The sequence below is a fragment of the Streptomyces sp. NPDC050842 genome (assembly GCF_044456565.1).
In the GTDB taxonomy this organism is placed as follows: Bacteria; Actinomycetota; Actinomycetes; order Streptomycetales; family Streptomycetaceae; genus Streptomyces.
In genome coordinates this window covers 664,465-684,948 of sequence record NZ_JBITGA010000001.1, presented here as the reverse complement: position 1 = coordinate 684,948, position 20,484 = coordinate 664,465, and the positions used below count along the sequence as shown (strand labels likewise).

Sequence of the window (20,484 nt, the reverse complement as noted above, 5' to 3'; positions counted from 1 at the left end):
CTGGGGGTATGGCTGCCAAGCGCGGTGGGTCCCGTCGTACGGGCCGGCACGGGGGCCACGGCCCCCGCCGGCCGCTGCTCGCCGCCGTCACCGGGGGCGCCGCGGTGGTCGCGGTCGTCGTCGCGCTGACCGGCTGCGCGGGCGGCGACGGTAGCGGTACGTCCACGGGCGTGCACGGCCCGACGTCGGTGGTCCCCTCGACCTCGGCGCCGGCGGCATCGGCCACCTCGGCTTCCCCGGCCCCCTCGGCCCCCTCGGCGAAGGTCCCTCCCCTCACAGCCTCGGTCACCCCGGCCACGTCGCCGGCTCCCTCCCCGCGGGGCCCTGTCGCCGCCGAGATGTCCATACCGTCGATCGGCGTCGAGAACCTGGACGTCACGCCGTACGAGGGCACGACCGACGACCGCGCGGGCACCCGCATCCAGGATCGCGGCGTGGCGGCGAGCCCGTACGGAAAGCGCGGCGGCGTGGGGCCGGGCGAGATCGGCAACTATCTGGTGACCGCCCACCGGCTCTCGGCCGGCGGGCCCCTGCGTGAGCTGCCCTCGGTCGAGGTCGGGGACCTGGTGCACGTCACCGCCGAGGGCACCGTCTACACCTACGAGATCGTCGAGACCCGGTCGACGTCCTTCCGCTCCGCCCGCTCGCTCGCCGAGCAGCGGGCAGCGGTGCCGGGTGAGCCCGGCGAGAAGCCCACCCGGGCCATGATCACGCTCTCCACGTGCGCGACGCCGGAGGACAACGCGGCGGGCAACTTCTGGCGAGACGCCCAGAACAACCCCGAGCACCGGATAGACAAGATCGGCGTCCTGACCTCGACGCGGTCGGCCTAGGCCGAAAAGCCGCGGGCTCTTGCAGCGAAGGGGCCGCTAGGCTCCACGGCATGTGGCCACGGGTAGACGACATGCGGACGCTTGAACTGGGCACTCCGGGCAGCCTTCGCGACAGGCTCAGTGCCCTCGTCCTGGCGGGCACGAAGACCGCCACCGCCACCTTGCTGGCCGAGTACGCCGAAGAGGAGGAGGCCCTGGAGACCCCCGGAGAGGTCCTCGCCCTCCTGGACAGTCACGGTACGGTCCTCGCCGAACTCCGTGTCACCGCCGTGACGACCGTGCCTTTCGGCGAGGTGCCCTGGTCGTTCGCCGAAGCCGAGGGCGAGGGCTATACCGATGTCGCCCACTGGCGCCGTGTTCACGCCGACTACTGGCAGGACAGCGAGGGCCGCGTCATCACCGACGACACCCCCGTGGTGTGCGTGCACTTCACGCGTACGACCCCGCTGTCCGACTGATCCGACGACGTTCCCGCCGCACCAGACGGTCAGCTCACTTCGCCGGAACCTGACGGATCGGTGACGTCGGGGGTGTCAGGTCCGGGAGCGAGGTCGGCCACGCGACGTCGTCGATGGCGAGCCACGGCGCAGCGGCTACGGCGGTGGGGGTCACCCCGGTGAACACTTTGACCTCGCGGTGGAGGTGGGCCTGGTCGGCGTAGCCACTCGCGGCCGCCACCTGGGCGGCGGCGTTACCCGCCGCGAGGAGATGGGCGGCGTGGTCGAAGCGCACCAGCCGGGCGGCGTGCTTGGGGGTGAGGCCGATCTGGGACCGGAAGCGGGACCACAGGCGCTTACGGCTCCATCCCACCTCGTCCGCCAGGCTGTCGACGCGCACCCGTCCCCGGCTGGTGAGCATCAGCCACCAGGCAGCGGCCACCTCTGGATCAAGCGCCGGGCGGGCGCTCGTCCGTCGGCCGAGGGCATCCACGGCGATCGTGAACCGCTCGTCCCATGACGCGGCGGCCCGCAGCCTTTCCTCGGTTCGCCCGGCGTCGCGGCCCCAGACGTCCTCCAGGGAGACCACCGGCCCGCTGAGGTCGGTCGATGCGCCGAGCACCGCAACCGCCAGGGCCGGTGACAGCCGGATCTGGAGGCACTCGATCCCCCCGGCCGCCCGGCCTCCGAGCCGAAGGTCGCCCGGTACCAGTCCGACGACCATGCTGCCGCGTTCGCGCCGACCGGGGGCGTCGTAGACGAGGCTGTCTTCGTTACTCAGGTCCACGAACAGGGTGACCGAGGGGTGCGCGACCATGGCGATCTGCACGGGCGCCGGAGCACGTTGGCGGAACCCGGCCATGCTGACCCCCGGCAGCCGGTCCGGCTGCCGGGGCACGGCGACCTCCACCGACGCCCAGTCAGGTGGTGATTCGGTGGACATCACAGCACCAGGCTAGGCGATGGGTGTCAGCGGCCCGTCGCGGCGAAGCACAGCAGCAACTCGCCGGTTGCCTCCGGCGCTTCGAGCATGGGGAAGTGCCCGACATCGGGCAGCTGCTCGACTCGCGTGTTCGGCACCGTGTCGTAGTGGTGCGCCGAAGACGGATCCCAGCGGGGGTCGGCAGCGCCGAAGATCACCAGAACAGGGACGTCGAGTGCGGTCAGGCGCGCGGGTACGCTCCTCTCGGCGATGTACGCGCCGTTCTGACGCAGCACCGCCCTGAACGTGCGGTAGCCGATGCCCCGTACGTCGGCGATCAGGTCGTCCGGGACGTCCACCGGGCGGTTGCACACCGCGGTCACCCCCCGGCGGAGCATCGCTTCGGAACGGATTCTCCAGAGAAGCGGGCCGAGCGGCGGGTCGAGCAGGACCCGAAGGATGACGGGCTGCGGAAGGAGCGCGTCGGGACTCGGGCCACTGCTGACCAGCGCGAGCGAACCCACCAGGTCCGGACGCTGTTCGGCGAGGGCGGTGGCGATGTATCCGCCGCTGGAGTGCCCGACCACGGTGACCGGACGAAGGCCGAGCTCATCGAGCGCCGCGGCCAGGCAGGCCGCCTGCTCAGGCACCTCGTACGACGGTGCGGGCGGGGACTGACCGTGGCCCGGGAGGTCGATCCGGATGACGTGATACCGGCCGGCCAGTGCCGGTACCACCGGGCCCCAGGAGCTGCCCGAGGCCCCCGATCCGTGGATGAGCACCAGCGGCGGCGCCTCCCGCGGGCCGTCGTGGACCACGTACATCCCGTGCACATGCTTACCGTCGGAGATCCCCATGCACGGGAGGATGCCTGGGCCGGCGGCCCTCGGTCTTGTACGAATGTCGTCACGGGGCCGACGATCGCCAGGGCTTTGGGCCTCCCCCGCCGAAGTCAGCCGTCGGCGTGGAGAGGGGAGGCGCGTGGAGTGCTGTCGATGAGCTGGGCCGGGTCAGCCTGCCAGTCGGGCGAGGGCCAGCGCGTGTGCGCGGTCGAGGGAGTCGGCGGCAGCGCAAGGGATGTCCGGCTGCACACCGGTGCCTTCCCAGTTCGTGCCGGAGACGGGGTTGACGGCGCGGCCGACGGGGATGGTGGCTTCCAGGTGTGGGTGCACGGTCCAGCCGTTGCACGGGTGTGCGCCGCCGCGGGTGGGCTCGCCGACGACCACGGCGCGGCCGAGCTGCTGGAGGTCGTACGCCAGCTCTTCGGCGGCAGAGAAGGTGGTGTCGCTGGACAGCACGTACAACGGCTTGCTGCCGCCGAAGCGCGCGCCGGGAACGTGCGGCAGGCTCCAGGACTGCTCGCTGCGCTCGCCGCTGCGCCAGTACATGCTGTTGAGGTGGGTGCGCTCGTCGAGTAGATAGCTGCAGACGAAGGCGACGGTGTCCGGGTCGCCGCCCCTGTTGGCGCGAAGGTCCACGATCAGTGCCTGGGCGCGGGAGGCCAGGGTGAGCGCGGCGCTCAGTGGTTCTGCGGCCCACTCCAGCGGAAACAGCATCGGTGCCAGCTCCACCACGGCGACCCCTCCGTCGAGCAACTGCACCCGGGGCGCACCGCCCAGCGAGGTGTCGAAGTCACGGCGCATGGCGTCCAGGGTGGCCGCCCCCCGCTTCGGGGGGACCGGGCCGACGTGGTGCTTCAGTCTCAGGTGTCGGTCGCCGTTGACGGACTGGAGGTCCGCGGTGACCAGCCGGGCGAGCTCCTCGGCGTCGTCGACGTCGTAGGCGCCCTCGGCGAGGCGTCGTCGCAGCAGGCCGGCGAGCTGCTCGGCTATCTCGGGGAAGACGTAGTGCTCGGTCACGAGCCGGGCTGTCTCGTCGATGACAGGGGCCGGCGGAAGCTTCGTCGAAGTCGTCATGGCAGGGAGTAGAGCATTGCCCTTGCGAAAGCGTCAAAGAGTTTAGACACTTTCGGTATGCGTGATGAGCCTCCCTATCCACCGCCCCCTGAGGACGTCCTGGAGATCGGTGCGCCCGAGCAGTTCGCGGCACTCGCCCACCCGCTGCGTCAGCGGTTGCTCTTCGCCCTTGGCCACCGGCCTGCCACCACCAGCCAGCTTGCGGCGCAGCTCGACGCGAAGAAGGGCAACGTGGCCCACCACCTCAAAGTGCTCCGCGATGCCGGGCTGATCCACGTCGCCGAGACCCGCCGGGTCCGCGGCGGCACGGAGCAGTACTACCAGCGCACGGCCCGCCACATGATCGTCGCCGAACCCCAAGCGGCAGGCACCGCCGCGATGCTCGCCGCGGTCGCCCAGGAGCTGGACCTCTCCCCCGCCGAGCCCCACCTGACACTGCGCCACCTGCGGCTCAGCCCCGCGAAGGCGCGAGAACTCGGCGAGACCCTCGCCGGACTGGTCGACGAGGCCGAGGAAGAGCCAGAAGACCAGCCCCTGCACGGCGTGTTGGTGACGCTCTATCAGCAGGTCCTGCCGCCCCGGTAACGGGATCAGATGATGGTCAACGCGTCGATGAGCTGAGCGAACTCGGTGCGTTGCCGGTCGGTCAGTGCAGCGTAGAGCGGCGCCTGCAACGCGTCGGTGAGCTGTTCGGCACGCTGCCCTCTGGGGATCTGGGTTGCGTCGGCGGGATGCGACCCTTGCCAGCCGTAGTGGCTCGCCTGCTCGGCGCCGAGGTTGATGACCATGGCCGCTCGGGCGCTCAGCCCACTCAGGCGCACCGCCGCCAGATGGCAGGCGCCGCGGTGTTCCCGTAGGACGTGTACGCGCTGCATGGCCGCGCCGACCGGGTCGTCTTCGGGGCAGGGTTGCGCGCGCCAGCCGGCGAACAGGGGCAGCGCGTCGGCATCAGCGGCATCGATCAGCCGCTGTGCCAAGTGGTTGAAGTGCTCCACGTCCACGTCGGCGGGAATGTGGGCGGGGCCGTGTGCCAGCAGCTGGCCGCGCTGCGGCACGACGTGGGGGTCGATCTGCTGCGTCCCGACGGGCGTACCGTCGCTCTCACGGAAGCGGGCCGCGTCCTCCGCGAACACGCCGACCGGATCCTCGCCGCCGCGGAGGAGGCCGAGTGCGCCATCGCAGCGATCAAGGGCACGGTCGGCACCACCGCCACGCTCTCCGCGCTGCCGTCGACCGTCGCCAGGATCGTGGCCCCCGCACTGGCCGCACTGGGCACGCTCCATCCGCAGCTCACGGTGACCTGCCTCGTCACCGACCAGGCGCAACTGCGCGAACTCACGCTCGGCACCGTCGATGTGGTGCTGGGCCAGCGCTATCACCACCTCCCCGACGCGACACCCCGGGGCATCGAGGTCTCACCGCTGCTCGACGATCCCCTGCTCGTCGTCACCGCAGCCGACCGAGCCGTCGACGGGCCCGTCGCCCTACTGGAGCTGGCCACGCACGATCTGGCCGTGCCGCCGCCGACCACGGACTGCGGACAGGCCATCCTGCACGCCTGTCACCAAGCCGGCTTCACACCCAGGCCCCGCTACGTCACCGCCGACATCGCCGCCCAGCTCACCCTCGCACGGACCGGTCTCGCGACCGCGCTCGTCCCCCGAACCGCCATCGACCCGACCACACCCGGCATCCGCACGGCACCCCTCGAAGGCCACCCGATCCAGCGCCTCCTGTTCGGCGCGACCCGTCACACGGAGGCCGCGAAACCGACGACCACGGCCGTCATCGCAGCACTGCGCACCGCCGCACGACAGGACCACCCCACACACCTCCCGGCGGCCCCTCGACGGTGGTGACCTCCCGGCACCACCCGGTCCCGGTGAGGAGGACTCGCGCGGAAGCGGTCTTGCCCGCATGACGTTCGCAGCGGCAACGTTGATATTGCCCAAGGCGGGAACCGCCACCAAGACACCAGACGTGCGCCCCTCCCTCGAAATCCAAGGAGACACCCATGCGGATGTTGATCAACGTCCCGGAGACCGTCGTGTCCGACGCGCTGCGGGGGATGGCCGCCGCCCACCCCGAGCTGACCGTGGACGTGGAGCGGCGGATCGTCGTGCGGCGGGACGCGCCCGTGGCCGGGAAGGTCGCGCTGGTGTCCGGGGGCGGGTCCGGGCACGAGCCGTTGCACGGCGGGTTCGTGGGGCCCGGGATGCTGTCGGCTGCGTGCCCCGGGGAAATCTTCACGTCGCCGGTGCCCGAGCAGATGGTACGGGCCGCGGCCGCCGTCGACAGCGGTGCCGGGGTGCTGTTCGTCGTCAAGAACTACACCGGCGACGTGCTCAACTTCGAGATGGCGGCGGAGCTCGCCGAGGACGAGGGCATCCAGGTCGCGAAGGTCCTGGTCGACGATGACGTGGCGGTGACCGACAGCCTGTACACGGCGGGGCGGCGCGGGACCGGGGGCACCCTGTTCGTGGAGAAGATCGCGGGGGCCGCCGCCGAGGAAGGCGCCCCGCTGGAACGGGTGGAGGCGATCGCCCGCCAAGTGGACGCGCGCTGCCGGTCCTTCGGGGTCGCGCTGAGTGCGTGCAGCACGCCCGCGAAGGGCAGCCCCACCTTCGATCTCCCCGCCGGCGAGCTGGAGTTGGGCATCGGCATCCACGGCGAGCCGGGCCGCGAGCGACGCGCCATGATGACCTCGCGGGAGATCGCGGACTACGCCGTCGACGCCGTGGTCGAGGACCTGCGCCCGTCCGGTCCGGTGCTCGCGCTGGTCAACGGCATGGGCGCGACCCCGCTGCTCGAACTGTACGGCTTCAACGCCGAGGTGCAGCGGGTGCTGACCGAGCGCCGGATCCCGGTCGCCCGGACGCTCGTCGGGAACTACGTGACGTCGCTCGACATGGCCGGCTGCTCGGTGACCCTGTGCGAGGTGGACGAGGAGCTGCTGCGCTTGTGGGACGCGCCGGTGCAGACGCCCGCGTTGCGCTGGGGTCGGTGAGACAAGGTATGGGAGACGGAGTGGGAGAGGGTGAGGACGCAGGCATGGACGAGACGTTCGGTGCGGACTTCTTCGTGCGGTGGCTGGAGGCGACGGCCGGGGCCGTCGACCGTGAGGCCGACCGGCTCACCGAGCTGGACTCGGCGATCGGCGACGCCGACCACGGCGTCAATCTGAAGCGCGGGTTCGCGGCCGTGGCGGAGCTGCTGGCGAAGGATCCGCCCGCGACGCCCGGAGCGGTGCTCGTCGCCGCGGGACGGCAGCTGATCTCCACGGTGGGCGGAGCTTCGGGACCGCTGTACGGGACACTTCTGCGCCGTACGGGCAAGGCACTGGGCGAGGACGAGCGTGTCGCCCGGGAGCGGCTCGCGGAGGCGTTCGGTGCCGGGGTGGCCGCTGTGGGCCAGTTGGGTGGCGCCCAGGTGGGCGACAAGACGATGCTGGACGCGCTCGTCCCGGCCGTGGAGGGACTGCGGAGCTCCTTCGGTGCGGCGCGCGCGGCGGCCGAGGAGGGCGCCCTCGCGACCGTACCGCTCCGGGCGCGCAAGGGCAGGGCCAGCTATCTCGGCGAGCGGTCGATCGGGCACCAGGACCCGGGGGCGACGTCGTCGGCGCTGTTGTTCGCCGAACTCGCCGCCGCAGCCCGTACGGAGGGCGCCGGGTGAGCGCGACCGCGCCGGTCGGCATCGTGCTGGTCTCGCACAGCGCGGATGTCGCGGCCGCGGTGGCGGCGCTGGCCCAGGGCCTCGCGGGCGGGGGCGGGACCGCGCCGATCCTGCCGGCGGGCGGGCTCCCCGACGGCGGTCTCGGGACGAGCGCCGAGCTGATCCGCGCGGCGGCGGAGGCCGTCGACGGCGGCGCCGGGGTGGCGCTCCTGGTCGACCTCGGCAGTGCGGTCCTGACGGTGAAGGCGCTGCTCGCCGAGGGCGACGCGCTGCCGGAGGGCTCCCGGCTGATCGACGCGCCGTTCGTCGAGGGCGCGGTCGCGGCGCTGGTGACGGCGAGCGCGGGCGGGGATCTCGACGCGGTGGCCTCGGCGGCCTCGGAGGCGTACACCTATCGCAAGCAGTGAGTGACGGCGCCAGGGAGTGAGGGTGTCGACTTGATAGGCAAGCGAGGAGTTGCCTATCCTGGAGTGGTGGCCGACGACCTTTTCAAAGCCTTGGCCGACCCCACCCGCCGCACGATCCTCGACGAGCTCACGGAGAAATCCGGACAGACACTGTTCGAGATCTGTTCGCGGCTGAGCATGAGGCATCAGCTCGGCATCTCGCGCCAGGGGGTCTCCCAGCACCTCGCCGTGCTGGAGGCCGCCGGGCTCGTCGAGACCAGGCGGGAGGGCCGGTACAAGTTCCACGACCTGAACACCGCCCCCCTGCGGCACATCACCGAGCGATGGCCCGTGCCCGACACCCCAGGACCGGAGAAGAGCACCTCATGAAGATCCATCTGACCAGCGTCTTCGTCGACGACCAGGCCAAGGCCGAGCGTTTCTACACCGAGATCCTCGGCTTCGTGAAGAAGCACGACGTCCCGCTGGGCGAGACGGACCGGTGGCTGACGGTCGTCTCGCCCCACGAGCCCGCCGGCACCGAACTCCTCCTGGAGCCCGCCGGCCATCCGGCGGTCAAGCCGTACCGCGACGCGCTGGTCCAGGACGGCATCCCGCTGGCCCAGTTCGCGGTCGACGACGTGCGGGCGGAGTACGCCCGTCTGCGCGGCCTCGGCGTCCACTTCACCCAGGAGCCCCTGGAGATGGGCCCCGTCACCACCGCCGTCTTCGACGACACCTGCGGCAACCTGATCCAGATCGCGACGGAGCCGAAGTAGTACGGAGCAGTGGCGGGCCGGCCGACTGTCGGCCCGCTCCCCCCGTCGTCAGTCCACGACCGCGTCGAGCTCCACCTCGACGAGCCACGCGGGATCGATGAACCGCGAGACCTCGACGAAGGTCGTCACCGGCCGCACCTCCGCGAACCGCTCCCCGTGGGCCCGCGCGGCCTCCTTCCACGAGGTCACGTCGGTGAGCATGACGCGGGTGCGCACGACGTCGTCCAGGGACGCACCCGCCGCCTTCAGCGCCGCCTCGGCGATGTCGAGACACCTGGCGGTCTGGGCGTACACGTCGCCCGGCGCGACGGCGGCCCCGTCGTCGCCGATGGGAGCGGTCCCGGCGACCGCTACGTACGCACCCTTTCGAACGGCCCGGGAAAAGCCGATCTCCGGTTCGAGTGGCGACCCGGAACTGACCCTCTGTCGAACATCACTCACCGCTCCGTGCTCCTCCGCGTTGTAATGCACCTGGTCAACGCACTAGTGTCGCAGGGCCTTGGTGTACGGGAAACCGGTGCAGTACCGGTGCGGCCCTCGCCACTGTGATCGGGAGTTCCGGCTCCACACCCGTGGGAGACCCCCGTGGGCAAGCCACTGGACCGTTGTGGGAGACCACCGCGGTGTGGGAAGGCGGAGTCGGGACGTATGACCGTCAGCCAGGAGACCGGCCAAGGTGCGTTGTCCATCCACGAGGTGCTGGAGAGGGTCTCCCAACCATGCATATAGCCGAGGGGTATCTGCCCCCCGTACACGCCGCCGCCTGGGGCGTCGCGGCCGCTCCGTTTGTCGTCCACGGGGTTCGCGCGCTCACCCGCGAGGTGCGCTCCAACCCCGAGTCCACCCTGCTGCTCGGCGCCTCCGGCGCCTTCACGTTCGTCCTGTCCGCGCTCAAGCTCCCGTCCGTGACGGGCAGTTGCTCGCATCCGACGGGTACGGGTCTGGGCGCGATCCTCTTCCGACCGCCGATCATGGCGGTCCTCGGGACGATCACCCTGCTCTTCCAGGCGCTGCTGCTCGCCCACGGCGGGCTCACCACGCTCGGCGCGAACGCCTTCTCGATGGCGATCGTCGGGCCCTGGGCGGGGTACGGGACCTATCTGCTGGTGCGCCGGTTCGGTGCGCCGCTGATGGTCGCCGTCTTCTTCGGCGCGTTCGTCGCCGACCTGTCCACGTACTGCGTCACGAGCGTCCAGCTCGCGCTGGCCTTCCCCGACCAGGGGAGCGGCATCATGGGCGCCCTGGCCAAGTTCGGTTCCATCTTCGCCGTGACGCAGATCCCGCTGGCGGTGAGCGAGGGCCTGCTCACCGTGCTCGTGATGCGGCTGCTCATGCAGTCCAGCAAGGGCGAGCTGACCCGGCTGGGCGTCCTGACCCGGTCCGCCACGAAGCGACACGAGGAGGCGGCCGCGCGATGAGCTTCACCGTCAGCCGGAACACGAAGATCAACGCCCTGCTGCTGCTCGTCGTCGCCGCGCTCGCGGTGCTGCCGCTCGCGCTGGGGCTCGGCGACCACAAGGAGGAGCCGTTCGCCGGGGCGGACGCGGAGGCGGAGACCGCGATCACGGAGCTCCAGCCGGACTACGAACCGTGGTTCAGCCCCCTGTACGAGCCTCCGTCGGGGGAGATCGAGTCGGCGCTGTTCGCCCTCCAGGCGGCGCTGGGCGCCGGTGTCCTCGCCTACTACTTCGGTGTGCGGCGCGGACGTCGGCAGGGTGAGGCCCGCGCGCTGGCGCAGGCCGGGGATGGTATGGAGAGCGCGGAGGGTGTCGCGCGTGCGGACTCGCGCGTCGACGCCGGGGACAAGGACGCGTAGCCGCCCATGTTGCCGATCGACGCGGCGGCGCACAGCAGTCGCTGGCGCCGCCGCCATCCCGTCGAGAAGGCCCTGCTCGGCTTCGGTCTCACCCTGTGCGCGGTGTGTCTGCCGCCGTGGCCGGGTGCGGTGCTCGTCGCGGCGGCCACGCTCGTGGTCCTGCTCGGCCCGGCCGGGGTGGCGGGCCGTCAGCTGTGGCGGGCGTTCCGCGTGCCGCTCGGGTTCTGCGTCACGGGCGCGGTGCCGCTGCTCTTCGAGGTGGGCGGGGCGCGGGGGTTCGTGGCCCTCGCGCCCGGCGGGCCCGTCCACGCGGGCGAGCTGCTGCTGCGGACCGCCGCCGCCTCGCTGGGGGTGCTGCTCTTCGCGTTCACGACGCCCGTCTCCGACGTGCTCCCCCGGCTCGTCCGTGCGGGGGTGCCCGCTCCCGTGGTGGACGTGGCGCTCGTGATGTACCGGATCATCTTCCTGCTCCTCGACTCCCTGTCCAAGATCCGTCAGGCGCAGGCCGCCCGCCTCGGGCACACCACCCGGGCGGCGACCTGGCGCTCGCTCGCCGGCCTCGGCGCCACGTCGTTCGTGCGCGCCTTCGACCGGGCCCAGCGCCTGCAGTCCGGGCTCGCCGGGCGCGGCTACGACGGGACCCTGCGGGTCCTGGTCCCCGCGGCCGCGGTCTCCCGCCGGTTCCTGGCGACGGCCGGCGGGCTCCTCTGCGGGCTCGTCGCCCTCACCCTCGTACTCGAAAGGTTCCTGCCGTGACGTCTCCGACGACCTCCGCGACGCCCGTCGTGGAGCTGGTGAAGGCGGGTTTCGCCTACGAGGACGGGCCGGCGGTGCTGTCGGACGTGGACTTCGCGGTGCCGGAGGGGCGGGCGATCGCGCTGCTCGGGCGGAACGGCAGCGGCAAGACGACGCTGCTGCGGCTGCTCAGCGGGGGGCTGCGGCGCGGGAGCGGGTCGCTGCTCCTGGACGGGGCGGAGGTGACGTACGACCGGAAGGGGCTGACCCGGCTGCGGACGACCGTGCAGCTCGTGGTGCAGGACCCGGACGACCAGCTGTTCGCGGCCTCGGTCGGCCAGGACGTGTCCTTCGGGCCGATGAACCTGGGACTGCCGGAGGAGGAGGTGCGGCTCCGGGTGCGCGAGGCCCTGGAGGCGCTGGACATCGTGGCCCTGGAGGACCGGCCGACGCATCTGCTGTCGTACGGGCAGCGCAAGCGGGCGGCGATCGCGGGCGCGGTGGCGATGCGGCCCCGGGTGCTGATCATGGACGAGCCGACGGCCGGGCTCGATCCGCACGGCCAGGAGCGGCTGCTCGACGCCCTCGCGCGGCTGCGCGCGTCCGGGACGACGGTGGTGATGGCGACGCACGACGTGGATCTCGCGCTGCGCTGGGCGGACGAGGCGGCGGTGCTCTCCCCCGCCGGGCTGCGGACCGGTCCGGTCGCCGAGCTCCTCGGGGACGACGCCCTGCTCGACGCGGCGCGGCTGCGGCGGCCCTGGGGCACGTCCGTCGCCCGGCTGCTGCGCGCCCACGGGCTGCTCGCCCCGGACGCGCCCGAGCCCCGTACGCCGGAGGAGCTCGACGCCTGGTCGCAGACCGCCCCGGTAGCTACTGAGTAGTACACATCACGTTCCGAACCTTCTGCAACTAGTTGCATAACAGAGAGGGGTCCCCTAGAACTGAGGTCGACTGATCCTGCGCGAGGAGGCGCCCCCATGACCGCGACCCCCACCCCCACCCCGTACCCGCATCTGCTGAGCCCGCTCGACCTCGGGTTCACGACCCTGCCCAACCGGGTGATCATGGGTTCGATGCACGTCGGCCTGGAGGAGACGGAGCACGGCTTCGAGCGCATGGCCGCCTTCTACGCCGAGCGCGCCCGCGGCGGCGTCGGCCTCATCGTCACCGGCGGCATCGCGCCCAACGAGGCCGGCCGCCCCTGGGACGGCGGGGCCAAGCTCACCACCGCCGACGAGGTCGCCGAGCACCGGCTGATCACCGACGCCGTGCACGGCGAGGGCGGCCGGATCGCGATGCAGATCCTGCACTTCGGCCGGTACGCGTACCACCCCGGCCTCGTGGCGCCCAGCGCCATCCAGGCCCCGATCAGTCCCTTCGTACCGAACGAGCTGACCGACGCCGAGGTCGAGCAGACCGTCGAGGACTACGCCCGCTGCGCCGAGCTCGCCAAGGAGGCGGGGTACGACGGCGTCGAGGTCATGGGCTCCGAGGGCTACCTCATCAACGAGTTCATCGCCGCGGCCACGAACCAGCGCACCGACCGGTGGGGAGGTTCGTACGAGAACCGCGTCCGCTTCCCGCTGGAGATCGTCCGCCGGATCCGCGAGCGGGTCGGCACGGACTTCATCCTCGTCTACCGCCTCTCCATGCTGGACCTCGTACCCGGCGGCTCCACCCTGGAGGAGGTCGTCCAGCTGGCCAAGGAGATCGAGGCGGCCGGCGCCACCATCATCAATACCGGCATCGGCTGGCACGAGGCGCGCATCCCCACCATCGCCACCTCCGTGCCGCGCGGCGCCTACACCTGGGTGACGAAGAAGCTGATGGGCGCGGTCTCCGTCCCGCTCGTCACCAGCAACCGCATCAACACCCCCGAGGTCGCCGAGGAGATCCTCGCCGACGGCCGGGCCGACCTGGTCTCGCTGGCCCGTCCCTTCCTCGCCGACCCCTCCTTCGTCGCGAAGGCCTCGGAGGGCCGCGCCGACACGATCAACACCTGCATCGGCTGCAACCAGGCCTGCCTCGACCACACCTTCAACCTGAAGATCACCTCCTGCCTGGTCAATCCGCGCGCCTGCCACGAGACCGAGCTCGTCCTCTCCCCCACCCGCCTCGCCAAGCGCGTCGCGGTCGTCGGCGCCGGCCCCGCCGGACTCGCCTGCGCGGTGTCGGCGGCCGAACGCGGCCACGCCGTCACCCTCTTCGACGCCGCCGCCGAGATCGGCGGCCAGCTCAACATCGCCAAGCGCGTGCCGGGCAAGGAGGAGTTCGACGAGACCCTCCGCTACTTCCGCGTCCAGCTCGCCGAGCGCGGCGTCGAGGTCCGCCTCAACACCCCGGTGGCGGCGGGCGACCTCGACGGCTTCGACGAGGTCGTCGTCGCCACCGGCGTCTCCCCGCGCACCCCCGTGATCGCGGGCGTGGACCACCCGAGCGTCGTCAGCTACCTGGACGTGCTCCGGGACGGCGCGCCGGTCGGCGAGCGGGTGGCGATCATCGGCGCCGGCGGCATCGGCTTCGACGTCGCCGAGTTCCTCACGGACGGCGGGGAGGGCGCGAGCCAGGACCCCGAGACGTACTTCCGCCAGTGGGGCGTCGACACCTCCTACGAGAACCGCGGCGGACTGCGCGCCCCCGAGCGCACCGCGCCGCCGCGCCAGGTGCACCTGCTCCAGCGCAAGAGCACCAAGGTCGGCGCGGGCCTCGGCAAGACGACCGGCTGGATCCACCGCACCGAGCTCAAGCACCGGGGCGTCGCGATGGTGGCGGGCGTGTCCTACGACCGGATCGACGACGAGGGCCTGCACGTCACGATCGACGGAGAGGCCCAGCTCCTGCCCGTCGACACGATCGTGCTGTGCGCCGGCCAGGAGCCGCGGCGGGACCTGTACGAGGAGCTGGTGGCGGCGGGCCGCTCGACGCACCTGATCGGTGGCGCGGACGTCGCCGCCGAGCTGGACGCCAAGCGGGCGATCGACCAGGGCACGCGGCTCGCCGCCGCCCTGTGATCCGTGTGGCCGGCCGAATCTAGGATGCGAGCATGTCCCTCCCGCACGCGATCCTCACCGCGTTGCTCGAAAAGCCGTCCTCCGGCCTCGAACTGACGCGCCGCTTCGACAAGTCGATCGGCTACTTCTGGTCGGCCACGCACCAGCAGATCTACCGCGAGCTGGGCAGGCTGGAGCAGGCGGGGCACATCCGCGCCCTGCCCGCTCCGGTGCCCGCGCGCGGGCAGAAGAAGGAGTACGAGGTGCTGCCCGAGGGCCGGGCGGAGCTGAGCGACTGGGTCGCCAGGTCCGAGGACCCGAAGCCGATGCGGGCCGCCCTGCTGCTGCGGATGCGGGCGGCCGCGATCGTCGGGGCCGAGGGGCTCCGGTCCGAACTGGAGCGCCATCTCGCGCTGCACCGGGAGCAGTTGGAGGAGTACCTCGCGATCGAGGAGCGGGACTTCCCGGCGGAGCGACGCCGCACCGAACCGGACCGGCTGCGCCATCTCGTCCTGCGGGGCGGGGTGGATCTGGAGCGGTTCTGGGTCGAGTGGCTGACGGGGGCACTCACGGAGCTGGGACGGCCGGAGGCGTAGCCGCGCGCGGCCTGCTCCCCGCCGGCCCCCGTCCCGCGAGCCCCCCGTCGCACACCACGACTCACGCCACGGCCTTCTCCGCTCGGCGCCAGGCCGCCTCCCGTAGCAGCCGCAGTCCGTTGAGGCCCACGAGGACCGTCGAGCCCTCGTGGCCGGCGACGCCCAGGGGCAGGGGCAGGTGGCCGACGAGGTCCCAGACGACCAGGGCGCCGATGCAGACGCCCGCGATCACCAGGTTCTGCACGACCAGGCGGCGAGCCCGGCGCGAGAGCGCCACGACGGCCGGGATCGCGCCGAGTTCGTCGCGGACGACGACCACGTCGGCGGTCTCCAGGGCCAGGTCGGAACCGGCCCTGCCCATGGCGACGCCCGTGTGGGCGGCGGCCAGGGCCGGGGCGTCGTTGACGCCGTCGCCGACGAGCAGCACCTTCGCGCCCGCCCGCTCCCACTCCCGTACCGCCTCCGCCTTGTCGTGCGGGAGGAGTCCGGCGCGGACGTCGTCGATGCCCGCCTCGGCGGCGATCCGGGCGGCGGCGCCCGCGTTGTCGCCGGTCAGCAGCGTGGGGGCGGTGCCGGTGAGCCGGCCGAGGGCGGCGACGGCCTCCGCCGCTCCCTCGCGGAGCCGGTCGGAGAGTTCCAGTACGGCGGCCGGGGCGCCGTCGACGACGACCTCGACCGCCGTGTCGCCGTGGGTGCCGGACGCCCGGCGGACCCGTACGTCATGGCCGTCGACCACCGCCCGTACGCCCTGCCCCGGCTCGGCGGCGAAGTCGGTCGCCTCGGGCACGCGCAGGCCCCGGGCGCGGGCCTCGGCGACCACGGCGCGGGCCAGCGGGTGCTCGCTGGGGAGTTCGGCCGCGGCGGCCAGGGCGAGGGCGGTCGCGTCGCCGCGTACGGCGGTCACCCGGGGCGCGCCCTCGGTGAGGGTGCCCGTCTTGTCGAGCGCCACCCGGTCGATCGCGCCGAGCCGTTCCATGACGACGGCGGACTTCACGAGGACGCCGTGGCGCCCGGCGGTGGCGATGGCGGAGAGCAGCGGGGGCATGGTGGCGAGGACGACCGCGCAGGGCGAGGCGACGATCATGAAGGTCATGGCGCGCAGGAGGGCCTCGGTGAGGTCCGCGCCGAAGGCGACGGGCAGGCCGAAGAGCGCGAGGGTGGCGACGACGACGCCGACGGAGTAGCGCTGTTCGATCTTCTCGACGAAGAGCTGGGTGGGGGCCTTGGTGGCGCTCGCCTCCTCGACGAGGGCGACGATCCGGGCGACGACGAAGTCGCCGGGGTCCTTGTCGACGCGGACGCGCAGCGCCCCGGAGCCGTTCAGGGTGCCCGCGAAGACCTCGTCGCCGGGCACCGCGGGGGCCGGGAGGGGTTCGCCGGTGATGCTCGCCCGGTCGATGTCGCTCGTGCCGTTCAGGACGGTTCCGTCGGCGGGAAGGCGTTCCCCGGGCCGGACGAGGACAGTGTCGCCGGGCACGAGCGCGGTGGCCTCGACGGTCTCCTCGCCCGCCGCCGTGAGACGTACGGCGGTGGCGGGCGCGAGGTCGAGGAGCCCCCGTACGGAGTCGGCCGTACGACGGGTCGCGAGGGCCTCCAGGGCGCCGGAGACGGCGAAGATCACGATGAGGAGCCCGCCGTCGAGGTACTGGCCGATGGCGGCGGCGCCGATGGCGGCGACCACCATCAGCAGGTCGACGTCGAGGGACCGCTCGCGCAGCGCCTGGAGGCCCGCGACGGCCGGCTCCCAGCCTCCGGCGGCGTAACAGACGGCGTAGAGCGGCCCCCAGGCCCAGCCGGGGGCGCCGGCCAGGTCGAGGGGGAAGGCCGCGAGGAAGGCGAGGGCGGCGAGCGCGGCCCAGCGCACCTCGGGGAGGGCGGTGGCACGGGTACGGGTGGGGCGGACCGCCCGGGCGGGGGCGGGGGCCGTGGCCTGAGCGGTGTCCAGCTCCGGGAGGGCCATGGGAGGAGCACCTCTTTCGAGGGTGGCGGGGAGGGCTATGCCCTGTCCGGCGGGGGCGGGGCATCACCATACCCGAATACATGAAGAGGTCTTCACGTATTGACATACAAGCCGCGGCTACGATGAGCACATGGGACACGGAGTGCACGGCGAGACGACCCCCGCAACCCACTTGGACGCCGAGTCCGCGGCGACCATCGCCGCCACCCTCCAGGCCCTCGCCACCCCGTCGCGGCTGATGATCCTCACCAAGCTCCGCCAGGGCCCCTGCGGAGTGACCGAGCTCGCCGCCGCCGTCGACATGGAGCAGTCGGCCGTCTCCCACCAGCTCCGTCTACTGCGCGCCCTCGGCCTCGTCAGCGGGGTGCGTCAGGGCCGCCGGATCGAGTACAGCCTCTACGACACCCACGTCGCCCAGCTCCTCGACGAAGCCGTCTACCACATCGAGCACTTGCGCCTCGGGGCACGCGACGCGGCCCGCACCGCAGTGGATACTGGTCAGTTGTAGATCCACGCTACGAAAGGGCGGGCATGGCCGACGACTTGGGGCGCCGCGCGACACGTCACGCGGTGGTCATCGGGGGAAGTCTCGCGGGCCTCCTGGCCGCACGGGTCCTCGCGGAGCACGCGGAGAAGGTGACGGTCGTCGAGCGCGACCGCTTCCCGGAGGGGCCGGACGCCCGGCCGGGCGTGCCGCAGGGCCGGCACCTCCACGTCCTGATCGCGGGCGGGCAGCAGGCGTTCGACGAGCTGCTTCCGGGGTTCATGGCGGAGCTGAAGGAGCTCGGGGCGCCCAGGGTGGGCATGCCCGAGGACATGGTCCAGCTCCAGAGCGGCCGGTGGTTCCGCCGGACGCCCGCGACCGCCCACTTCTACGCGGGTCCGCGCCCGCAGCTGGAGTGGCTGGTGCGGCGACGGGTGCTCGCCGACCCGCGCATCGAAGTCGTCGAGGGCCACGAGACCGTGGGCCTGACCGGCGACTCCTCCCGCGTCCGCGGCGTGCGGCTGCGCGAGCGCGGCGCGGGCACCGGGAAGGAGACCCGCGTCCTGGAGGCCGACCTGGTCGTGGACGCCTCCGGGCGGTCCACGAAGGCGGCGGACTGGCTGGCGGGGATCGGCGCCGAGGCCCCGCACGAGGAGACGCTCGATACGGGTCTCGCCTACAGCACGAGGGTGTACCGGTCACCGGCCGCCAGCCCGGACGACGACTCCATCGGCTACAACATCGTGCCCAACCCCTCCCAGGTGTACGGCGGTGTCGTGCTGCCGCTCGGCGACGGACGGCACCTCGTGACCCTGTCCGGGCTACGCGGCGACGAACCTCCCACGGAGGAGGGGGCGTTCGAGGAGTACGCGAAGCGACTTCCGCACCCGATGGTGAGCGACTGGCTCGCCCGGACCGAGCCGGTGTCCCCGGTGTACGGCTTCCGCGGGACCGCCAACATCCGGCGCCGGTACGACCGTCCGGGCCGACGCCCCGCCGGCTTCCTCGCCACGGGTGACGCGCTCTGCGCCTTCAACCCGATCTACGGGCAGGGCATGGCGGTCGCCGCGCTCTCCGCCGTGGCGCTGCGCCGGGCGCTCGCCGACCCGAAGCGCACCGCGACCACGCGGCAGGTGCAGCGCGCGCTCCTCGACGCCTCGAAGCAGGCCTGGGAGATCTCCGCCGGCGCGGACAAGAAGATGCCGGGCGCCACCGGAGACGCGGCCCGCCCCGGACGCATGGACAAGGTCGTCGGCTGGTACCTGGGCCGCGTGCAGGAGCGGGCCGCGGGAGACCCCACCGTCGGGGCGCCGTTCCGCGCGGCAACCCACCTGACCGCCCCGCTGACGGCGCTGTTCGCCCCGGCCGTGGCGAAGGCCGTGCTCTTCGGGCCGGTGCCGGAGACGCCGGCCGCTCCGCCGCTGCGCCGCGACGCGTAGCACGTAGGGAGCGGCGGTCCCGGGTGCCGGACGGTTCAGGCGCCCGGGGCCGCCGTCACCATGCCGGCCGCGATGGCCGCGCCGAGCGCCGCGTAGTCGTCGGCGTTCTGGCCGGCGTAGGCGAGCGAGAAGTCGGCGACGGCGCGGTCGAAGACGTCCGAGGTGCCGAGGTAGCCGGCGATGGCGATCCGGTCGCCGGAGCGGGCGTGGGCGCGGGCCAGGGCTCTGCCGCAGAGCCGCGCGTAGTTCCGGAGCGTGGCCGGGGACATGGTCTCCACTTCGGCCGAGCCCTTCATGTCGCGCAACTGGCGCCAGTAGAAGTGCCGTTGCCCGGGTCCGGTCATCCAGCCGAGGAAGATGTCGCTGGCGGCCTGCGTGAGGCGCTGTCCGGAGACGACGCGGCGGCCCTGGTGCTCGTAGGCCGTGGGCGGCAGGTAGGGCTCCAGGACGGAGCGGCCGGCCTCCTTGATCTGGAGGAAGAGCGGGTCGGCGTCGTCGCGGCCTTCGAGGAGGAGCACGAAGCAGCGGGTGCCGACGCTCCCGACCCCGACGACCTTCCGGGCCGCGTCGACGAAGCGGTAGCGGTCGAGCAGCAGGCGCCTCTCCTCGGAGAGCGAGCTGCGGTAGTCGCTGAAGATCTTGCCGAGGCCGACGCGGTCGACGTCCGTGGCCCGCTCCAGGAGCGGCGGGTCCTCGACGATGCGGCGGGCACCGGACTCGTCCGTCTCGGTCAGCTTGGCGAAGGCCTGGAGGCTGGTGCGGCGGCGGGCCCGGGCGATCCGGTCGGCCAGGCGGGCGCGCTCGTCGCGGCGGACGAGGGGAAGCAGGTCGTCGGCGGCTATCCGCTCGTACCAGACCTCGAGTTCACCGAGATCCGCGAGGCGGCTCATGGCCGTGCGGTACGCCTCCGTGGCCACGAGCGCGGCCCGGTGGGCCTTGGCCTTCGTGCTGCCGTTCTGGAGGGCTGCGACGGTGACGCTGGCGGCGAGCCGCTTGACGTCCCACTCGAAGGGCCCGGGGAGGGTCTCGTCGAAGTCGTTCACGTCGAAGAGGAGCGTCCGTTCGGGTGATCCGTACACCCCGAAGTTGAGGAGATGGGCGTCGCCGCAGAGCTGGACGGTGAGTCCGGTGTGGCGCGGGGCGGCGAGGTCGGCCGCCATGATGCCGGCGGCGCCGCGGAAGAACGCGAAGGGCGAGACCGCCATCCGGCCGTAGCGGAGGGGGACGAGGTCGGGCAGCCGGTCCGCGGACTCGCGCTCCAGGACCGCCAGCGGATCGGGGCGCTGCGAGGAGGGTATCCAGCGGCCGTGCGAGGAGCGGGGGACGCGCTTGCGGGCGGCCCGACCCCTCGCCGCGCGCTCCGACGGTGTCGTCATCCGGCCTCACCCGCCTCTTCCGCCGCCGCGGCCCGATGCCCGCCGCCTGGAACCCATTACACGGTGCGACGCTCGTTTCGGCCACTCTGCCGGGCCGCTCTAGCGGAATGGTTTAGACCAATGATAGGAATTGATCACCG

General features: G+C 72.6%; 24 protein-coding genes and 1 riboswitch. Of the genes, 17 read left to right on the top strand and 7 right to left on the bottom strand.

Annotation, left to right across the window (positions count from 1 at the left end; genetic code table 11):
- Nucleotides 1-8 precede the first annotated feature (8 nt).
- The gene (locus ACIBG6_RS03065; protein WP_399220725.1) at nt 9-833 is read left to right on the top strand and encodes a class E sortase; all 825 of its coding nucleotides are present in this window, start codon (nt 9-11) and stop codon (nt 831-833) included.
- Between the two features lie 50 nt (nt 834-883).
- Nucleotides 884-1,291, top strand: a complete 408-nt coding sequence (locus tag ACIBG6_RS03060; RefSeq protein WP_399220724.1) for an ASCH domain-containing protein — start codon at nt 884-886, stop codon at nt 1,289-1,291.
- A 34-nt stretch (nt 1,292-1,325) separates the two neighbouring features.
- On the opposite strand, the gene ACIBG6_RS03055 is transcribed toward ACIBG6_RS03060, so the two are convergent.
- From ACIBG6_RS03055 to ACIBG6_RS03045, 3 genes are all read right to left on the bottom strand, one after another.
- Complete coding sequence (locus tag ACIBG6_RS03055) at nt 1,326-2,213, bottom strand: helix-turn-helix domain-containing protein (protein WP_399220723.1); 888 nt, start codon at nt 2,211-2,213, stop codon at nt 1,326-1,328.
- Between the two features lie 26 nt (nt 2,214-2,239).
- Nucleotides 2,240-3,049 carry an alpha/beta fold hydrolase gene (locus tag ACIBG6_RS03050; protein WP_399220722.1) on the bottom strand — a complete coding sequence of 270 codons (810 nt, stop codon included), beginning with the start codon at nt 3,047-3,049 and terminating at the stop codon, nt 2,240-2,242.
- Between the two features lie 153 nt (nt 3,050-3,202).
- Nucleotides 3,203-4,108 carry a S41 family peptidase gene (locus ACIBG6_RS03045; RefSeq protein WP_399220721.1) on the bottom strand — a complete coding sequence of 302 codons (906 nt, stop codon included), beginning with the start codon at nt 4,106-4,108 and terminating at the stop codon, nt 3,203-3,205.
- A 57-nt stretch (nt 4,109-4,165) separates the two neighbouring features.
- Between ACIBG6_RS03045 and ACIBG6_RS03040 the strand changes: the two genes are divergently transcribed.
- Nucleotides 4,166-4,693, top strand: a complete 528-nt coding sequence (locus ACIBG6_RS03040) for an ArsR/SmtB family transcription factor (RefSeq protein WP_399220720.1) — start codon at nt 4,166-4,168, stop codon at nt 4,691-4,693.
- Nucleotides 4,694-4,698: 5 nt separating this feature from the next.
- On the opposite strand, the gene ACIBG6_RS03035 is transcribed toward ACIBG6_RS03040, so the two are convergent.
- The gene (locus ACIBG6_RS03035) at nt 4,699-5,109 is read right to left on the bottom strand and encodes a hypothetical protein (protein ID WP_399220719.1); all 411 of its coding nucleotides are present in this window, start codon (nt 5,107-5,109) and stop codon (nt 4,699-4,701) included.
- 24 nt (nt 5,110-5,133) lie between these two features.
- Here ACIBG6_RS03035 and ACIBG6_RS03030 point away from each other — a divergent pair, with 24 nt between their 5' ends.
- The 6 genes from ACIBG6_RS03030 to ACIBG6_RS03005 all read left to right on the top strand — a co-directional run bounded on the left by ACIBG6_RS03030 (nt 5,134) and on the right by ACIBG6_RS03005 (nt 8,945).
- On the top strand, nt 5,134-5,967 hold the full coding sequence (locus ACIBG6_RS03030) for a LysR substrate-binding domain-containing protein (protein WP_399220718.1): 834 nt from the start codon (nt 5,134-5,136) through the stop codon (nt 5,965-5,967).
- A gap of 155 nt (nt 5,968-6,122) precedes the next feature.
- The gene (gene dhaK, locus ACIBG6_RS03025) at nt 6,123-7,115 is read left to right on the top strand and encodes a dihydroxyacetone kinase subunit DhaK (protein ID WP_399220717.1); all 993 of its coding nucleotides are present in this window, start codon (nt 6,123-6,125) and stop codon (nt 7,113-7,115) included.
- Between the two features lie 44 nt (nt 7,116-7,159).
- A complete protein-coding gene (gene dhaL / locus ACIBG6_RS03020; RefSeq protein WP_399220716.1) occupies nt 7,160-7,780 on the top strand; it encodes a dihydroxyacetone kinase subunit DhaL in 621 nt (206 codons plus the stop codon).
- Complete coding sequence (locus tag ACIBG6_RS03015) at nt 7,777-8,187, top strand: PTS-dependent dihydroxyacetone kinase phosphotransferase subunit DhaM (protein ID WP_399220715.1); 411 nt, start codon at nt 7,777-7,779, stop codon at nt 8,185-8,187. The genes dhaL and ACIBG6_RS03015 overlap by 4 nt, the downstream gene beginning before the upstream one ends.
- A 66-nt stretch (nt 8,188-8,253) precedes the next feature.
- Nucleotides 8,254-8,556 (top strand): ArsR/SmtB family transcription factor, encoded by a 303-nt coding sequence (locus ACIBG6_RS03010; protein WP_399220714.1) that lies wholly within the window; start codon nt 8,254-8,256, stop codon nt 8,554-8,556.
- Nucleotides 8,553-8,945 (top strand): VOC family protein, encoded by a 393-nt coding sequence (locus tag ACIBG6_RS03005; protein ID WP_399220713.1) that lies wholly within the window; start codon nt 8,553-8,555, stop codon nt 8,943-8,945. The genes ACIBG6_RS03010 and ACIBG6_RS03005 overlap by 4 nt, the downstream gene beginning before the upstream one ends.
- Before the next feature lie 48 nt (nt 8,946-8,993).
- Here ACIBG6_RS03005 and ACIBG6_RS03000 read toward each other — a convergent pair whose 3' ends face one another.
- Nucleotides 8,994-9,386 carry a Rid family hydrolase gene (locus ACIBG6_RS03000; protein WP_399220712.1) on the bottom strand — a complete coding sequence of 131 codons (393 nt, stop codon included), beginning with the start codon at nt 9,384-9,386 and terminating at the stop codon, nt 8,994-8,996.
- A 14-nt stretch (nt 9,387-9,400) separates the two neighbouring features.
- A riboswitch (cobalamin riboswitch) is annotated at nt 9,401-9,636 on the top strand.
- Nucleotides 9,637-9,664: 28 nt separating this feature from the next.
- Between ACIBG6_RS03000 and ACIBG6_RS02995 the strand changes: the two genes are divergently transcribed.
- The 6 genes from ACIBG6_RS02995 to ACIBG6_RS02970 all read left to right on the top strand — a co-directional run bounded on the left by ACIBG6_RS02995 (nt 9,665) and on the right by ACIBG6_RS02970 (nt 15,085).
- Complete coding sequence (locus ACIBG6_RS02995; RefSeq protein WP_317593183.1) at nt 9,665-10,363, top strand: energy-coupling factor ABC transporter permease; 699 nt, start codon at nt 9,665-9,667, stop codon at nt 10,361-10,363.
- Entirely contained in the window at nt 10,360-10,761 is a 402-nt protein-coding gene (locus tag ACIBG6_RS02990; protein ID WP_399220711.1) for an energy-coupling factor ABC transporter substrate-binding protein, read from the top strand. Before ACIBG6_RS02995 ends, ACIBG6_RS02990 begins: the two co-directional genes overlap by 4 nt.
- Before the next feature lie 6 nt (nt 10,762-10,767).
- Nucleotides 10,768-11,517 carry a cobalt ECF transporter T component CbiQ gene (cbiQ, locus tag ACIBG6_RS02985; protein WP_399220710.1) on the top strand — a complete coding sequence of 250 codons (750 nt, stop codon included), beginning with the start codon at nt 10,768-10,770 and terminating at the stop codon, nt 11,515-11,517.
- Entirely contained in the window at nt 11,514-12,380 is an 867-nt protein-coding gene (locus ACIBG6_RS02980; RefSeq protein ID WP_399220709.1) for an ATP-binding cassette domain-containing protein, read from the top strand. The genes cbiQ and ACIBG6_RS02980 overlap by 4 nt, the downstream gene beginning before the upstream one ends.
- A gap of 96 nt (nt 12,381-12,476) precedes the next feature.
- Nucleotides 12,477-14,510, top strand: coding sequence for an FAD-dependent oxidoreductase (locus tag ACIBG6_RS02975; protein WP_399220708.1), 2,034 nt, complete (start codon nt 12,477-12,479; stop codon nt 14,508-14,510).
- A 32-nt stretch (nt 14,511-14,542) separates the two neighbouring features.
- Nucleotides 14,543-15,085 carry a PadR family transcriptional regulator gene (locus tag ACIBG6_RS02970; RefSeq protein WP_399220707.1) on the top strand — a complete coding sequence of 181 codons (543 nt, stop codon included), beginning with the start codon at nt 14,543-14,545 and terminating at the stop codon, nt 15,083-15,085.
- Nucleotides 15,086-15,146: 61 nt separating this feature from the next.
- Here the strand turns inward: ACIBG6_RS02970 and ACIBG6_RS02965 are convergent, their stop codons facing one another.
- On the bottom strand, nt 15,147-17,045 hold the full coding sequence (locus ACIBG6_RS02965; RefSeq protein ID WP_399220706.1) for a heavy metal translocating P-type ATPase: 1,899 nt from the start codon (nt 17,043-17,045) through the stop codon (nt 15,147-15,149).
- A 130-nt stretch (nt 17,046-17,175) separates the two neighbouring features.
- Between ACIBG6_RS02965 and ACIBG6_RS02960 the strand changes: the two genes are divergently transcribed.
- Nucleotides 17,176-17,553 (top strand): ArsR/SmtB family transcription factor, encoded by a 378-nt coding sequence (locus tag ACIBG6_RS02960; RefSeq protein WP_399220705.1) that lies wholly within the window; start codon nt 17,176-17,178, stop codon nt 17,551-17,553.
- A gap of 23 nt (nt 17,554-17,576) precedes the next feature.
- Nucleotides 17,577-18,968, top strand: a complete 1,392-nt coding sequence (locus ACIBG6_RS02955; RefSeq protein ID WP_399220704.1) for an FAD-dependent oxidoreductase — start codon at nt 17,577-17,579, stop codon at nt 18,966-18,968.
- A gap of 35 nt (nt 18,969-19,003) precedes the next feature.
- On the opposite strand, the gene ACIBG6_RS02950 is transcribed toward ACIBG6_RS02955, so the two are convergent.
- On the bottom strand, nt 19,004-20,344 hold the full coding sequence (locus tag ACIBG6_RS02950) for a DUF2252 domain-containing protein (protein WP_399220703.1): 1,341 nt from the start codon (nt 20,342-20,344) through the stop codon (nt 19,004-19,006).
- Between the last annotated feature and the right edge of the window lie 140 nt (nt 20,345-20,484).

Excerpts from the sequence above, each read along its gene's own strand:
- ACIBG6_RS03065 (WP_399220725.1), top strand. The coding sequence starts at position 9 with ATGGCTGCCAAGCGCGGTGGGTCCCGTCGTACGGGCCGGCACGGGGGC.
- ACIBG6_RS03060 (WP_399220724.1), top strand. The coding sequence starts at position 884 with ATGTGGCCACGGGTAGACGACATGCGGACGCTTGAACTGGGCACTCCG.
- ACIBG6_RS03055 (WP_399220723.1), bottom strand. The coding sequence starts at position 2,213 with ATGTCCACCGAATCACCACCTGACTGGGCGTCGGTGGAGGTCGCCGTG.
- ACIBG6_RS03050 (WP_399220722.1), bottom strand. The coding sequence starts at position 3,049 with ATGGGGATCTCCGACGGTAAGCATGTGCACGGGATGTACGTGGTCCAC.
- ACIBG6_RS03045 (WP_399220721.1), bottom strand. The coding sequence starts at position 4,108 with ATGACGACTTCGACGAAGCTTCCGCCGGCCCCTGTCATCGACGAGACA.
- ACIBG6_RS03040 (WP_399220720.1), top strand. The coding sequence starts at position 4,166 with ATGCGTGATGAGCCTCCCTATCCACCGCCCCCTGAGGACGTCCTGGAG.
- dhaK (WP_399220717.1), top strand. The coding sequence starts at position 6,123 with ATGCGGATGTTGATCAACGTCCCGGAGACCGTCGTGTCCGACGCGCTG.
- dhaL (WP_399220716.1), top strand. The coding sequence starts at position 7,160 with ATGGACGAGACGTTCGGTGCGGACTTCTTCGTGCGGTGGCTGGAGGCG.
- ACIBG6_RS03005 (WP_399220713.1), top strand. The coding sequence starts at position 8,553 with ATGAAGATCCATCTGACCAGCGTCTTCGTCGACGACCAGGCCAAGGCC.
- ACIBG6_RS02995 (WP_317593183.1), top strand. The coding sequence starts at position 9,665 with ATGCATATAGCCGAGGGGTATCTGCCCCCCGTACACGCCGCCGCCTGG.
- ACIBG6_RS02990 (WP_399220711.1), top strand. The coding sequence starts at position 10,360 with ATGAGCTTCACCGTCAGCCGGAACACGAAGATCAACGCCCTGCTGCTG.
- cbiQ (WP_399220710.1), top strand. The coding sequence starts at position 10,768 with ATGTTGCCGATCGACGCGGCGGCGCACAGCAGTCGCTGGCGCCGCCGC.
- ACIBG6_RS02975 (WP_399220708.1), top strand. The coding sequence starts at position 12,477 with ATGACCGCGACCCCCACCCCCACCCCGTACCCGCATCTGCTGAGCCCG.
- ACIBG6_RS02970 (WP_399220707.1), top strand. The coding sequence starts at position 14,543 with ATGTCCCTCCCGCACGCGATCCTCACCGCGTTGCTCGAAAAGCCGTCC.
- ACIBG6_RS02965 (WP_399220706.1), bottom strand. The coding sequence starts at position 17,045 with ATGGCCCTCCCGGAGCTGGACACCGCTCAGGCCACGGCCCCCGCCCCC.
- ACIBG6_RS02960 (WP_399220705.1), top strand. The coding sequence starts at position 17,176 with ATGGGACACGGAGTGCACGGCGAGACGACCCCCGCAACCCACTTGGAC.
- ACIBG6_RS02955 (WP_399220704.1), top strand. The coding sequence starts at position 17,577 with ATGGCCGACGACTTGGGGCGCCGCGCGACACGTCACGCGGTGGTCATC.
- ACIBG6_RS02950 (WP_399220703.1), bottom strand. The coding sequence starts at position 20,344 with ATGACGACACCGTCGGAGCGCGCGGCGAGGGGTCGGGCCGCCCGCAAG.